Annotated in this window: 18 protein-coding genes; 12 read left to right on the top strand and 6 right to left on the bottom strand. The window is 45.8% G+C overall.

All coding sequences use genetic code 11. The features are described 5' to 3' along the window. The first annotated feature begins 13 nt into the window (after nt 1-13). The 4 genes from MTO98_RS07525 (at nt 14) to MTO98_RS07540 (ending at nt 2,622) form a co-directional block, all read left to right on the top strand. Nucleotides 14-754, top strand: a complete 741-nt coding sequence (locus tag MTO98_RS07525; protein ID WP_243485989.1) for a DUF4099 domain-containing protein — start codon at nt 14-16, stop codon at nt 752-754. Continuing rightward, nucleotides 754-1,341 (top strand): hypothetical protein, encoded by a 588-nt coding sequence (locus MTO98_RS07530; protein WP_243485990.1) that lies wholly within the window; start codon nt 754-756, stop codon nt 1,339-1,341. The genes MTO98_RS07525 and MTO98_RS07530 overlap by 1 nt, the downstream gene beginning before the upstream one ends. A 117-nt stretch (nt 1,342-1,458) precedes the next feature. Continuing rightward, nucleotides 1,459-1,692 carry a hypothetical protein gene (locus MTO98_RS07535; RefSeq protein ID WP_243485991.1) on the top strand — a complete coding sequence of 78 codons (234 nt, stop codon included), beginning with the start codon at nt 1,459-1,461 and terminating at the stop codon, nt 1,690-1,692. A gap of 153 nt (nt 1,693-1,845) precedes the next feature. Then, nucleotides 1,846-2,622 carry a hypothetical protein gene (locus tag MTO98_RS07540; RefSeq protein ID WP_243485992.1) on the top strand — a complete coding sequence of 259 codons (777 nt, stop codon included), beginning with the start codon at nt 1,846-1,848 and terminating at the stop codon, nt 2,620-2,622. Nucleotides 2,623-2,810: 188 nt separating this feature from the next. Here MTO98_RS07540 and MTO98_RS07545 read toward each other — a convergent pair whose 3' ends face one another. From MTO98_RS07545 to MTO98_RS07555, 3 genes are read right to left on the bottom strand one after another with little or no spacing between them, the layout of a single operon-like run. Continuing rightward, nucleotides 2,811-3,035, bottom strand: a complete 225-nt coding sequence (locus MTO98_RS07545) for a hypothetical protein (RefSeq protein WP_243485993.1) — start codon at nt 3,033-3,035, stop codon at nt 2,811-2,813. Nucleotides 3,036-3,044: 9 nt separating this feature from the next. Next, nucleotides 3,045-3,800 (bottom strand): hypothetical protein, encoded by a 756-nt coding sequence (locus tag MTO98_RS07550; protein ID WP_243485994.1) that lies wholly within the window; start codon nt 3,798-3,800, stop codon nt 3,045-3,047. A gap of 14 nt (nt 3,801-3,814) precedes the next feature. Further along, nucleotides 3,815-4,084 carry a hypothetical protein gene (locus MTO98_RS07555; protein WP_243485995.1) on the bottom strand — a complete coding sequence of 90 codons (270 nt, stop codon included), beginning with the start codon at nt 4,082-4,084 and terminating at the stop codon, nt 3,815-3,817. Between the two features lie 90 nt (nt 4,085-4,174). On the opposite strand from MTO98_RS07555, the gene MTO98_RS07560 reads away from it, so the two are divergent. From MTO98_RS07560 to MTO98_RS07580, 5 genes are all read left to right on the top strand, one after another. Then, the gene (locus tag MTO98_RS07560) at nt 4,175-4,426 is read left to right on the top strand and encodes a hypothetical protein (protein ID WP_243485996.1); all 252 of its coding nucleotides are present in this window, start codon (nt 4,175-4,177) and stop codon (nt 4,424-4,426) included. An 18-nt stretch (nt 4,427-4,444) separates the two neighbouring features. Then, on the top strand, nt 4,445-4,879 hold the full coding sequence (locus MTO98_RS07565; protein WP_243485997.1) for a LexA family transcriptional regulator: 435 nt from the start codon (nt 4,445-4,447) through the stop codon (nt 4,877-4,879). Continuing rightward, the gene (locus tag MTO98_RS07570) at nt 4,863-6,116 is read left to right on the top strand and encodes a Y-family DNA polymerase (protein ID WP_243485998.1); all 1,254 of its coding nucleotides are present in this window, start codon (nt 4,863-4,865) and stop codon (nt 6,114-6,116) included. The genes MTO98_RS07565 and MTO98_RS07570 overlap by 17 nt, the downstream gene beginning before the upstream one ends. Further along, nucleotides 6,113-6,541 carry a hypothetical protein gene (locus tag MTO98_RS07575; protein ID WP_243485999.1) on the top strand — a complete coding sequence of 143 codons (429 nt, stop codon included), beginning with the start codon at nt 6,113-6,115 and terminating at the stop codon, nt 6,539-6,541. Before MTO98_RS07570 ends, MTO98_RS07575 begins: the two co-directional genes overlap by 4 nt. 132 nt (nt 6,542-6,673) lie before the next feature. Next, nucleotides 6,674-7,285, top strand: a complete 612-nt coding sequence (locus MTO98_RS07580; RefSeq protein WP_243486000.1) for an SOS response-associated peptidase — start codon at nt 6,674-6,676, stop codon at nt 7,283-7,285. 326 nt (nt 7,286-7,611) lie between these two features. Here the strand turns inward: MTO98_RS07580 and MTO98_RS07585 are convergent, their stop codons facing one another. From MTO98_RS07585 to MTO98_RS07595, 3 genes are all read right to left on the bottom strand, one after another. Beyond that, nucleotides 7,612-8,043, bottom strand: coding sequence for a DUF1003 domain-containing protein (locus MTO98_RS07585; RefSeq protein WP_243486001.1), 432 nt, complete (start codon nt 8,041-8,043; stop codon nt 7,612-7,614). Nucleotides 8,044-8,095: 52 nt separating this feature from the next. Continuing rightward, nucleotides 8,096-10,060, bottom strand: coding sequence for a PAS domain-containing protein (locus tag MTO98_RS07590; RefSeq protein ID WP_243486002.1), 1,965 nt, complete (start codon nt 10,058-10,060; stop codon nt 8,096-8,098). A 116-nt stretch (nt 10,061-10,176) separates the two neighbouring features. Beyond that, entirely contained in the window at nt 10,177-10,584 is a 408-nt protein-coding gene (locus MTO98_RS07595) for a PleD family two-component system response regulator (protein WP_243486003.1), read from the bottom strand. Between the two features lie 310 nt (nt 10,585-10,894). On the opposite strand from MTO98_RS07595, the gene MTO98_RS07600 reads away from it, so the two are divergent. The 3 genes from MTO98_RS07600 (at nt 10,895) to MTO98_RS07610 (ending at nt 12,559) form a co-directional block, all read left to right on the top strand. Continuing rightward, entirely contained in the window at nt 10,895-11,446 is a 552-nt protein-coding gene (locus MTO98_RS07600; protein WP_243486004.1) for a lipocalin family protein, read from the top strand. Nucleotides 11,447-11,507: 61 nt separating this feature from the next. Next, nucleotides 11,508-11,894, top strand: a complete 387-nt coding sequence (locus tag MTO98_RS07605; RefSeq protein WP_243486005.1) for a TraR/DksA C4-type zinc finger protein — start codon at nt 11,508-11,510, stop codon at nt 11,892-11,894. Nucleotides 11,895-12,118: 224 nt separating this feature from the next. Continuing rightward, nucleotides 12,119-12,559, top strand: a complete 441-nt coding sequence (locus MTO98_RS07610) for an Hsp20/alpha crystallin family protein (protein WP_243486006.1) — start codon at nt 12,119-12,121, stop codon at nt 12,557-12,559. Nucleotides 12,560-12,572: the final 13 nt, after the last annotated feature.

Below are 12,572 nucleotides of genomic sequence, written 5' to 3' on the forward strand. Positions count from 1 at the left end.
ATCGGAATTGCCCATGGATGATCTCGAGACCATCGGCCTGGCGGCCGAAGGCCGCCTGTTGATCAAAGACGATGATCTGAACGCACTCCTTTCGGGTCGCCGCTCCTCCCTGCTCCGGCTTGAGAACCTTAAAGACGACAGGATCCGCATTGCCGCCATGGAAGCTAAAGTATCGTTGCGGGTTAATGAGCAGGGGAAACCCGGCCTGCTGATCCATCCGGTCTATCATAAACCGTCAACACCCGATTTCCTGGAAGACGATGAAGCTGAATTATTGGAGAAAGGCGAAGTAGCCAATCTGCAGAAAGTAGTCAGCGACGGCATGGGCGGAAAAAAAGAGCTACTGGTGGAGTACGATCCGGAAACAAGAGAGTTTATTGTTTCTGATACCGATCTGGTCCAGGCTCCGGACATGGTCAACAACGAACGCTTAACACCCGCTCAAAAAGAACGGTACCGGAAAGGGAAAGAGGTTGAAATTGAAGACCATACCAAATTTAGTTATTCCGCGGTCGATAAGCATGGCATGCGAGCCAATAAAATGGCGCTGATCGCCTCTATACTCATGGATGCCGGCATGTCTTATGTGCTTTACAAAGGATTGAATGCGCTTTTCAACAGGAAAAGGGACCCGGAAGACTCCGCAAAATTAAGCCCGGGCTATCACCAGGCCTTCGAATATTTCCAGGCTGACAATCCGGTTAAAGACAACCGGCATATCCAGGTTGATGCTAAACGAAGAAGTTTCAGGTAATGGTACCGCTTCTGAATAAACTGGGAGTACCCCTTGAGGTCCAGCAGTTTTTCGGCTGCCGTGTCAGGTTCGACTTTGGTAGTGACGCCGAGTTGTTTGACGAAGGCTTTCATTATGTCCCGGCTACTTCCGGCATTTGCCGGTTTGGCCTCCCCACAGCAAGGTTAGTTATATTATGCTGCTCGGTTATGGAAGCCATAGCCTACTTAACCTTGAAACGCCACCGCTATCCCGATCTGGGTGCGGTGGCTTGTGTTGCCGTTGGCAGCCTGCCTTCTGTGCTTCAGATCGATGAGGTTAGATCGAAATATGGGAAATGTAAATTTATATTGCTGTTCGGCGATGACCTGACAGGGAAAGCGATGGATATCTTTGTCGCCTGCGCAATCATCGGACTTGCCGTCGGGCTCAAGTTGAAACCTGAACACATCCTGATAACCTGTAACGGCCGGAGCATGGTTTTGCTGCACGAAAAGTTATCACTTCACGCTTTTCAGCAAATGTTTGGCATCAGAACACTTTGCCGGACCGATAAAGCCCGAGGGAACAATACCTTTCTGCTCCAGTTGCTCGGTACAGCCAGTTGAAGGATTTTCTTTAATGTTATCCACAATTGATCTCCGTAAATGTGGATTTTTTTAAGTCATAATTAAAGTGTTATGCTTGTTTCCCGTTTCTTAAAGCGGTATTTTTAAATATTGAATATGATTAAGAATATCTTTTATTTTATTATTACAGCTTGCATCTCCACTTTCGCATTTTGGGGATCTCTCGGTGCTAAAAACCCTTTTCCCTTATATGGAGTGATGCTGGGTATTTGGGCACTCTTTTTTTGGGGGCTCAACAACAGGATGAAAAAAGATGCCGCGAGGAGGTTCAATGAACGGATGTTTGCGGAATACATGCGCTCAAAAGCCCGTGGCCCCCGTCGTTACTGAATTGATAATAAGTTACAGCTGAATTTCTTTAATTTGCAGGATTATTCGTGCAGACACTCGCTGCACTTGTGATAAGGTTTAAGTTGAAATCCCCGGCGGCGAGCGTTCGGGGATTTTTATTTGATCTCCTGCGCCACTCTTAAATCGTACTCCATGGATTATAAAGAAGACGTCCTTTTTCAAAGCTCCGGCACGATCAGTGTTCCTGAACTGGAAGAAAAATACGGTAAATTATCACCCGGTGATATTTTTTTTAAAATGGCCGAACATAAGAATTTCGAGGCCGCCAAAGCCGAGTTTGATACCTGGGAGGACGGTGACGTTTTCGACATGCAATATTTTCTGTACATAGCCTACCCGTTCGAAGAATGGTTGGATGACCCTATTGAGTGTTTTATCGCACGGGCCTTTGCGATGAAGCTTATAAGGGAATATAACAACTGGTCCCCGCCTGAACCTGAAATTGCAATGTCGCAGGATGATTTAACCTTGAGACGCCTCTCAGGTGTACTTCCACACATAGATATAGCCGGAACAGATTTTATAGTCGACTGGAAAAACCGGGAGCTACGGGAAAGCGCCAATCCCGGAAATAAACTGGATATCAACGCGATGGACTTATCCCCATCGGAGGATGGCTACCTGTCCTATTATCACTTACCGGACCATAAACGCTATGTACCCGAAGAGACGTTGACCGAATTGCCGCAAAACGTCATGTTACTCGAAATTCCTCATGAACTGGTATTGGATCCAATTGCTGTTATACAGGAACAGGGGCTGGTTACCCTGACTTTACTAAAAACATATCCTGTGCAGGATGTACTAAAGGCTAAACTCATTCCCCTTAATGAAACCTTGCTTCCGCAGGTCATCTCAGAAAACCTTTTGAAAAAAGAACAACAGTCCGAGCGTGGGATAGCCCGATAATAGCGTGGACGCCGTTATTTTTTTCGGCTTCCCATCCTGAAAGGAAATTCCCGAAGAAATGTTTTTTTAGACAGCGGACGATACATTTCCGGCATCTATAGAGGATAAGAATGATCCGGGACACCGTAGTCAAAAGGAAGATCGGAAATCATAAAATTGGTCGCTGAAACCCGTAGTATCACCGGCGTTCAGCCGGTATGCCCTATCTTCGCCCAGAGTTCAGGGGTGCAGTCACCAACAGTCAGTTCCGGGCCGATAGCCGAATCCAGTTTAAAAGTCCCGGCCTGGTCCTTTAGTTTTGCCGGCATGTTGCCGAAATAGTCATACAATGCCCTGTCGCCCGGCGCGAGATTTTCGCGGTAAGCCTTGTCCTGATCCGATAAGGAATCTAAATAATCCATCTCGTTCTTCATAATAATTTATTACCCGTCTTTAAATAAATAGGAATGATAAGGTAAAGCAGGCAGGTAATTATTTGTTCTCAACACCTGCCTGAAATAGAAATCAAGCGCATCAAAATAAATAGCTTTTGGCTTCATAAAGCCATCGATTTCCTGTTCGCAGACCAATATCGTAAACACATACCGTGACTTGATCTCCCAATCGTCATATTTAAAACGCAAAGGCTGCGCATCAACAAAGGGCTGTAAAAGCGCGGCCGAAAGGATAGGCCCGTCTTCCGCATCTCTCAGTTCACGTTCTTCGATCCCCATCTTAAAACTGCCGTCCGGCAGGTAGATCAGCTTCTTATCTCCCCCTTCAAAATACTTAAAATCATATATAACCTTTTCAGCAAATTCGTTGATGTTACCTGCGATAACTTCGTCCAGGCCGTTCAGGTCCATGATCTGGATTTGTCGGATACCGGCTTTCAGCATTGAGGTGCAATAGTATGCTATTGACGCCCGGATGTCCGCGATGGCCGATTTTGCTTTTATGGTTTCACTGTTTACGATCAGGAAGTCGTATACCTGGGTAACCGGAAACAAAGTGTCAGGCAGGTCAAGGTCATTAATGAGCACGCTGATGCAGTTTCCGCTAAACTCAAATGCATCGCTTGCGCAGCTTGCCCGTGCCGCCTTTTGTGCAGGCGTAATCACGCTTAAAATGGTCCCGGTTGTTGTCAGAAAAATCAGGTCATCGCCGTCCTGCCTTATGATTTCAAATTTCTTTTCCATGGTCTCTTTGGTGATTACCCCCGCTTAATAGTTTTCAGCAACTCGTCCATCTCACGCTGGCACCCGCTGATCACTGAAGCGACATCTTCCTGCTCGTTTACGTCTAATAAATCCCCGTCGTAAATCCAATTATCCTCCTGATCAAACAATAATCTTCCCAATGGCAACTCCGGCAGAGGCTCATAGAGGCAGTAGCTGCCGGTAGTATCCGGAACAAGCTGGATCCAGCGTCCCGACCCTGTTTTCACGCTTACTACCTTATTATCCGATAACTTGCTTCTCATTTAAAACAAAGGTGAAAAAAAAATTGTAAAAGAGTGTAGTGTTTTGCTAAAAATATTAGCATAGTTTTGTAATCCCCAAATTGAAATGTTATGGCAGGCGAGAAACAGGAAATCATCGACAAGCTCAGGCAGGATATCCTGACCTTGGAAGGCTTCAGGCCAGCAACAACCGGCGAGGTCAATCATATCCGCCTCGGTCCGCTCAAAGCAGCATTCCCCGATATGCGGTTGAACATGAGCTCGTTTGATCGTGCAAGATTTTGGCACTTGAAGCAGCACTTTGATCAAAACAAAGCTATTAACAAAGACCTTCGGAAGGCTTTAAACATTATTGTACCATAAGAGAGGATAAGGAAGAGTATGCTGCGGATAAAGAAACAAGCAACTAAAAGAGATGTGTTAGGCTTTCGTTTGCCGATGCTGACCCATGAAGAACCGGCACTGGACATTACCGATATTACTGTCATCGATCCGGACAACACGTATTATATGCGTATGGGTAGCGAAGCGATGACAGGTTACCATATTCTGGAAGATCATATCTTGGTAATTGATAGGTCACTGGCACCGGTGCCTGGTTGCATAGTTGTATTTAATCATGAAGGAGACTTTTATGTTCGGGAATATGCGCCGGAACCAAATCAACTGCTTTTAAAAGCAAATACAGCTAGAGATACGATAATTATCAGGGACGTGGATAAATGGGAATGCTGGGGAGTAGTTATGCTGACACTTAACCCTTTACTTCAGCCGCAACAACGAACAGGGAGGTACAGCCGTGTTTGCGCATGTTGATATCAATAATTGCTATGTAAGCTGTGAAACGCTTTTTAACCCGGTTCTAAAAGGCCGTGTGGTAGTGGTATTGTCAAACAATGATGGCTGTGTGATTGCCCGGAGCAATGAAGCTAAAGCCGTGGGTATAAAAATGGCAGATGCTGAGTTTCTTGTGCGCAAAACACTACAGGAACACAATGCTGTAATCTTCAGCAGTAATTATGCACTCTACGCAGATATGAGCGCCAGAATGATGAATAACCTTGCGCGATATACCTATATGCTGATGGTATATAGTATTGATGAAGCTTTCCTGGCCTTAGGGAATATAAGTGGTATCGATTTAGATCAGCATGTTGCAAAGATAAGCCGTCAGGTAATGCGGGATACCGGCTTATCAATCACCGTAGGTGTAGGGCCGACTATGGCGCTGGCTAAACTGGCTAATAAGGCAGCCAAAAAGCTAAAAAGGAACTACCTGATACTCGATACTGATTCTAAGGTTGACAAGGTTGTTAAAGACTTTCCTATCGAAGATGTTTGGGGTATAGGACGTGCTTATTACGATAAATTACAGGAGTTTAATATCAGGACGGCAGAGGACTTCCGTTTGCTTAAGCCGGATTTCGTGCGTCAGCACATGACGGTACAGGGCTGGCGGCTCCACCAGGAATTATGGGGAAAGCCCTGCAATGTCATTAAAGATGTGGCTGAACGCTCCAAGGGTATCGAATCAAGTCAAAGCTTTAATACTTATCAAACCGAGCTGGAAAAGATTGAAGAAGCAGCCGCCATGCATGCAGCAACCGTGGCGGTCAAATTGCGTCAGCAAAAAAGCATGGCGCTCACATTGACCATTTACCTGCGAACGAATAAGCATAATATTATGCATGACCAGCATTATCCAAGTATCACGGTGAAAGTACCTTTTGCGACAAACAGTACCCAGGAGCTTACTGGGATTTGTGTACAGGCACTAAGGGCTATTTGGCAACCGGGATATAATTACCTGAAGACAGGTGTAAGGGCAACAGGGATCATACCGGCAGGTGAAGTGCAGTGCAACATGTTTAATAATTACGATAACACCAAACAACAGGCATTGAGTAATCTTATCGACGATGTTAATGCCCGTTATGGTCGTGGTGCTTTGCGGGTGGCAGCAGAAGGGTATGACAAAACCTGGAAAATGAAGCAGGAGTATCTAAGTAAGCAGTACACGACGAACTGGAAAGACATAGTTGTTGCCAAATGAATTACGGCACCGAAAAATTTTATGGCTTGCTAAAGCAAAAGCTGATGGATTGGGTATGGAACAATCCGAAATTACTACACAAAATCAAAAAACGGGAGCTGGAGTTTCTGTTCGAGTTTGACCCGCAGCGAGGGCTCTCCATTGACCTGCGGCGTTTTGAACAGGATTTTTATAAGGCCACTTTTTACCCACCCGATGAGAAGAAGCAGCATATTGATGAATTTGTACGCAAGGTTTGTAAGGTGATCCACCAAAACATGACTAGTTCGGGGCGGAATGATCTCACCATTACCATCACGGTTAGGCACATGATCTCGGAGGTTAGCCATTGGCATACGTTCTTTATAAGTGAAACCTTTAATACGGATAAGGTTATACCGCTTGCTAAGAAAGAAACGGATTGGCATTATAAGCTTAGTAAATAGGTACTGCGCTCCTTAGTTACTGGCGTGCTTTCGCATGGCGACGATGCCACAGGTAACGGATATGATCGTTTGAGTTAAATTATTAAGTTAATTGCTAAAATATTTAGTATTTTTGATCGTTATTTATTGATTATGTGTGGACACGTAGAAATAGGCGAACAAAAAGATTTGAAGATCATTAAGCGTGATGGTAGCGCTTACAATGTAAAATCAAATACTTCAGGTAACCCGGGCAGCATGCTTCCTGTGGTTACCGATGCAATACCTAACAAGGTACAGCAGTATAGATGGGGATTATTGTCGTTAGATGATAATCGAATGCACAGCAAGAATAAACACGCCCGCATTGAATCTCTGTTTTTAGTACCGCTTTGGAAAGAATTAATCGGTCGGCATCATTGTGCTGTACGTATTCAGGCATTCTTTGAGTATAACCCGGAACATCAGAAAACTTATAAGATTGAACGCGTGGACGGTCAGCCGTTTTATATTGCCGGGCTATGGGATATTTGGATGGATATTAAAACAAACATTCTAATTCCCAATTTTGCAATGATCACCGTACCACCAAATTCTGCAATGTCGAATATACACGATCGTATGCCTGCCATTTTAGAGCGCAAAGATGTGAAGCTATGGATTAATCGCAACCTGACCGGCGCGGAGCGGGTGAATTATTTGCGTATCAACCGTTGTCCTGCGGAAAACCTAAAGATCAGCGTATACAAAGATCATCGAGTTTAATAGCTATACGCTCCTAAGAAAGCTGCACAACTATCTCGTAAACAGGTTGATTGGCTTTGAATTGTCAAATCAATTGATCAGGTTATAACCAACCTGAACAATCATGAAAAAACCTCTCGTTATTCTATTCCTGGCTGCTGGAACTCTTATGAGTACAACCAACTTTAATCCTTCTACGCCATCAATAAACAAAACTTTGCTACCTGTAAAGTTGAAAATCCTTGTCGAGCTTGCAAAAACTGATCATTGAAAAGCATGGCGGCGAGATAGGTGCTAAAAACGTATTGGGTGAAGCAGCACCTTTTGGTTTACCCTGCCTGCCTGATTTAATCTTTTTTGGCTTCGCGGTGCAAGTTTTCCAGGTCGGTGTTTTTTTTCATTTGTTCCAGTTCGACATCCGGCTCGTCAACACCCAGTTTTTTTTGAATGACCTCCAGCATATGAAGGATTTTGGTGATCTCGCTTTCCGCGCGGACATTGATCTCAAATTCCACTGCCTCTCGCACTTTTTCTATTTGCCGCTGTCGGTGCTGGCTGATCAGTACGGTAACGGAAAGAAAGATCGCAAAGATGGAGACCCCCAGCTCCAGGCCGCCAAAAGGATAATGTTCGATCGGCTGCAGTCCGAGCAGGCCCGCATTCCAAAGAAAATACAGCAGAATAAAAGCAAAGCAAGCGCCTAAAAAACGCAGGCTGCCCAACAGGTCGGTGATGTGCGCACTTAGCCGGTCCTGGGGTGAGATTGTAGATTTTTTCATGGTCGTCGATTTGATACGCTAAAGCAAATAAATACCATGCCGCAATTGTTGCTTATAGCGGCAACGTGAACCAAAAGCTGCTACCTTGACCCACGGTACTTTCTACGCCGATCTCCCCGCCATGCTTTTCAATGATCTCGGCGCAAATGTATAAACCGAGACCCAGGCCGGAAAGCTCACCACCGCTGCGGTCGGCCTGGTAATAGCGTTCAAAAATATGGCTGGTCTGGTCAGCGGGGATGCCCGGTCCCTGGTCGGTCACGGTTATTTTAACCGCTTTAATTTGCCGTTCGACATTGATGATGATCCGGCGGGATTGCGGGGCGTATTTGACCGCGTTATTTAGCAGGTTAACCAATACCTGGTCGATTTGCTGTTCATCTGCGGTAATTTGCATTTCCAGGTCACCTTGCCGGATAATTTCATGGCTGCCCGCTGATAAAATATGTTGGCAACAATCCTGGAGCAACGCACTAATAGGAAAAGTGGTTTTATTGACCAGAAAACGTCCCTGGCTAATACGGTTGCTATTAAGTAAACTAGTGATCAGGTCGCTGAGTTTATTTAAACTCCGGTTGGCCTGTGCCAATAATTTGGCCAGTACCTCCGGTGTGATATTGCCCTGCATGCGGTCCAGCAATTGCAAGGCGGCTTTCAGGGACGTGACCGGCGTACGTAGTTCATGACTGGCCACGCTGATAAAATCTTCCTTTTGCTGTAATAGTTTACGCCGGGCGGTTACATCTGTAAAGCTGATGATTCCCCCGTTGATCTGCCCCTCCAGGCCAGTCAGCGGTGCGGCATTGACGGAAATGAAGATCTTTTCCCCGTCCGGCCAAACAATACCGATCTCCTGGTCGAATACCGCCAGACCGGTTCGCATGACTACGTACATCGGGTGCTCTTCACGGGGCAGCGGCGTACCGTCGATGCGTTCGTTATGCCATTTGGTGTCGTTATAAGTGCGGTCATGAAATTGTTCTTCGGAAATACCCATGATCTGCTGCGCCATTGTGTTGGCATAGGTAGGCTGGCCGGAAGCGTTGACAATCACTACGCCTTCCGCCATCGTATCTAGAATGCTTTGCAAACGTTGTTCGTTGGCTTCCAGATTTTTCCTTGCTAAAACTTGTGCGGTCACTTCAACGGCTACATCCATCACCCCAATTATCTTTCCCTTCTCCAGCAACGGACGATAGCTGAAATTGAAATAACGGGTTTCGATAACGCCGTTGGTCATGATCGGGACCGGCTCTTCGTTACCGTCGGATGCTTCACCAGTTTGGAAGACGTGGAACAACTGATCGACCGCCGGCGCGCCTTTGATCTCCGGTAAACCTTCGAGCAGGGGTTTGCCTATAATGGAAGCATCATGACCCAGGATCTCCAGCATGGCCAGGTTGACCAGGTCGATCACCATATCCGGCCCGCGGAATACCAATATCGCTACGGGCGCCTGTTCCACCAGCCGCTTGAAATCCGTTTCGGATTCCTGCAATCGCAGGTTCAGTAAATGAATATTTTTATTGGAAAGAAGTAGTTCGCTGTTTAATAGCGATAAGTCTGTGTTCGCAGTTTGCATTTCGCGATTAGCGCCAGTCAACCGGTCATTTAATGCACCGATCTCGTTCCGAGCCCTGGCCTGCAGGGTATTTTCGACCACCCAGACCGCGATCTTCACGACCTTACCCGAATCATCTTTGATAGGATTATAAACAAAGGTTACGACCACCTGCTCTTCGCTGCCATGACGGATCAAGACCATTTCTACCTCGTTGGCATGATAGGCCTCACCTGTCAGCGCTACGTTTTTCAAGGCATCCTCATACAGTTCCCGAACCTCGGCAAAGGGTTCCCAGTAGAACTTACCGATGATCGCTTCCCTGGGCTTTCCCGCTACTTCCAGGAATTTATCATTCAGCAGCTCGGTAACCATCGTCTTGGCATCCAGCAGGCAAATGCCGATGGGTGCCTGCAGCACCATATTTTGAAGGTTTTGGAATTCGGTTGGGTGCATTCAGAACTTTGCTTGGGGTACCCTCAAAGTTAAAAAAATCTATTAAAAGTAGAATGCCTGCGTTATTTATTTGACCTGTTTTCGTCCGGTAACGAATCATTGCCTTAAAAACAGGGCTACACCAGCTGCGCTTTTATTTTAGCCAATAAAATATCTAAGTCAAAAGGCTTGGCCATAAAATCATTCGGTGCCCCCTGCTGGTGCAGGGTAGCAGCCAGGTCATGCGTACCCGAGATCAGGATCACCGGTATATGACTGGTTTCCAGCGTATCCTTTAAGTGCCTGCAAATCACCCGTCCATCCAGGTCGGCCAGCATCACATCCATCAAAACCAGCGCAGGATCAAACTGCTGAATGGCCGCTGCGACCTGGTGACCGTCAGCAAGCACCTTCACTTCGTAACCATCTTCCGTTAAAATGTAAGTTACGATATCTAAAATATCCTGATCATCATCCAGCACCAATATCCGCTTGCCCATAGTTTTCTTATCAATTCCTAACAGTTCTGACGAATACAGTGCCACAAAGCTTTACAAAGACTACATCTATCATGGATAGGACATCTTTCACAGACTTCTACCGGTTTTGGGTTGACCATTTCGGCAAGCGTATCGTTATTCCACTTTCCCAGCAGCATATAGATTACCACAAAGATCACAATAGTAGACAAACAGCCCCCGCCCAGTTTTTTGGCGCCACAGGCGGCAATTAAACCACGAAAAATTATTCATCGGACTCTTGGTTTTGGTGCTTCGTAGGTTGTGAACCGAACGAGGAACAACTATTTCACCACCAGAAAGGGAAACATCCCAACGCTTCAACCGTTATTTATATATGAAACTAAAAAATTGGGAGGTCGGCCTCGCTGCCGGCCTAGCCGCAGCTACCGTTGCGGTATTATTAAATTCCTGCGTTACTATTCCAAAGGACGCTAAAGCCGTACGGCCCTTTAACCAGCAGCGTTATCTCGGAACCTGGTACGAGGTCGCGCGTATGGACTTTAAATTCGAGAAGAACCTGTCGGATGTGAGCGCAACCTATTCGCTGAACGCTGACGGCTCGATCCGGGTGGATAATAAAGGCTATAATTACGTCCAGCAAAAATGGAAGGAAAGTATCGGCAAAGCCAAGCCTGTGAAAGACGCCGGGACAGGCCGTTTAAAAGTATCTTTTTTCGGTCCGTTCTATGCCGGTTATAACGTGATCGCGGTCGATCTGGATTATCGCTACGCGCTGGTGGCCGGAAATAACCTGAACTATTTATGGCTATTGTCCCGTGAAAAAAGTATTCCGACCGCCATCCAAACTGCCTATCTTAAACAGGCCCAAGCCTTAGGCTACGATGTCTCCAAGTTGGTGTGGACGAAGCATGAACATGTTAATTAAAAGATTATCAGTTGACCATCACTATCAGCAAACTATCTGGCTTTTCTGTTGTTGAAAGCACATGCAAAACGAATACAACAAGACCCGTTACAGTGATAGCGAGCTGCAGGAATTTCAGCAGCTTATAGAAAATAAGATTAGGATGGCCCGGGAAGAACTGGCCGAATTGACTGCCGCTTTAAGTTCATCTAACAGCAATGGCGATGATGCGGCTATTGCCGGGAAAACACTGGAAGACGGTTCGGCGACCTACGAAAAGGAACAAACGAATCAACTGGCGGCCAGGCAGAAAAAGTTTATTGAACAGCTGGAAGCCGCGCTGGTCCGCATCCAAAACAAAACCTATGGTATTTGCAAGGTGACAGGAACATTGATCCCGGCAGAACGCCTGCGCGCCGTACCTCATACCACCATGAGCATGGAAGCGAAAATGAAACAGGCCTCCTGAGATCGGTCATCATAACGATCATCGATTCCACTCTGGGTGAATGCAGGATGTCTTGGTTTACGCTTCCTGTTTAAATGTCATTTTGAGGCTGTAATTTTTTCAGTTGCGGTGAAATTTTTTCAGTTATTTCGGTCTGTTTTGGCTGTGGCCCAGGTTTTGAAATAAGCTGACCAGTTTAATTAATTATAAGTTTTAATCATTATTAAATTAAGGAGGACAGACCTATGACACTGGTTAAATTCGATCCCGCTCAAAAAAACAACACATTATTGCCAGGCTTTAATGATGTATTTGATTCCATTTTTAATGACACCTTTTTTAACGACCGGATGGTTGCCCGGGTTCCCGCTGTAAACATCAGCGAATCTGAGAACAACTATCACGTTGAGTTAGCGGCCCCAGGTTTGAAAAAGGAAGATTTTAAGATCAGCCTCGACCGCAACGTGCTTCATGTTTCGGTTGAACAACAAACCGAAAATACGAAGGAAGAAAAAAATTACAGCAAACGGGAGTATGCCTATAATTCATTTGTGCGTTCGTTCACGCTGCCTGAAAGTGCCAATGCGGAAAGTATCGAAGCGACCTATACCGATGGTGTGCTGAAGATTGATATCGCTAAGCGCGAAGAAGCGAAAATGGTGCGTCGTCAAATCGAGGTCAAATAAATTTAAGTGTATT

The sequence above is a fragment of the Mucilaginibacter sp. SMC90 genome (assembly GCF_022811725.1).
Classification (GTDB): domain Bacteria; phylum Bacteroidota; class Bacteroidia; order Sphingobacteriales; family Sphingobacteriaceae; genus Mucilaginibacter.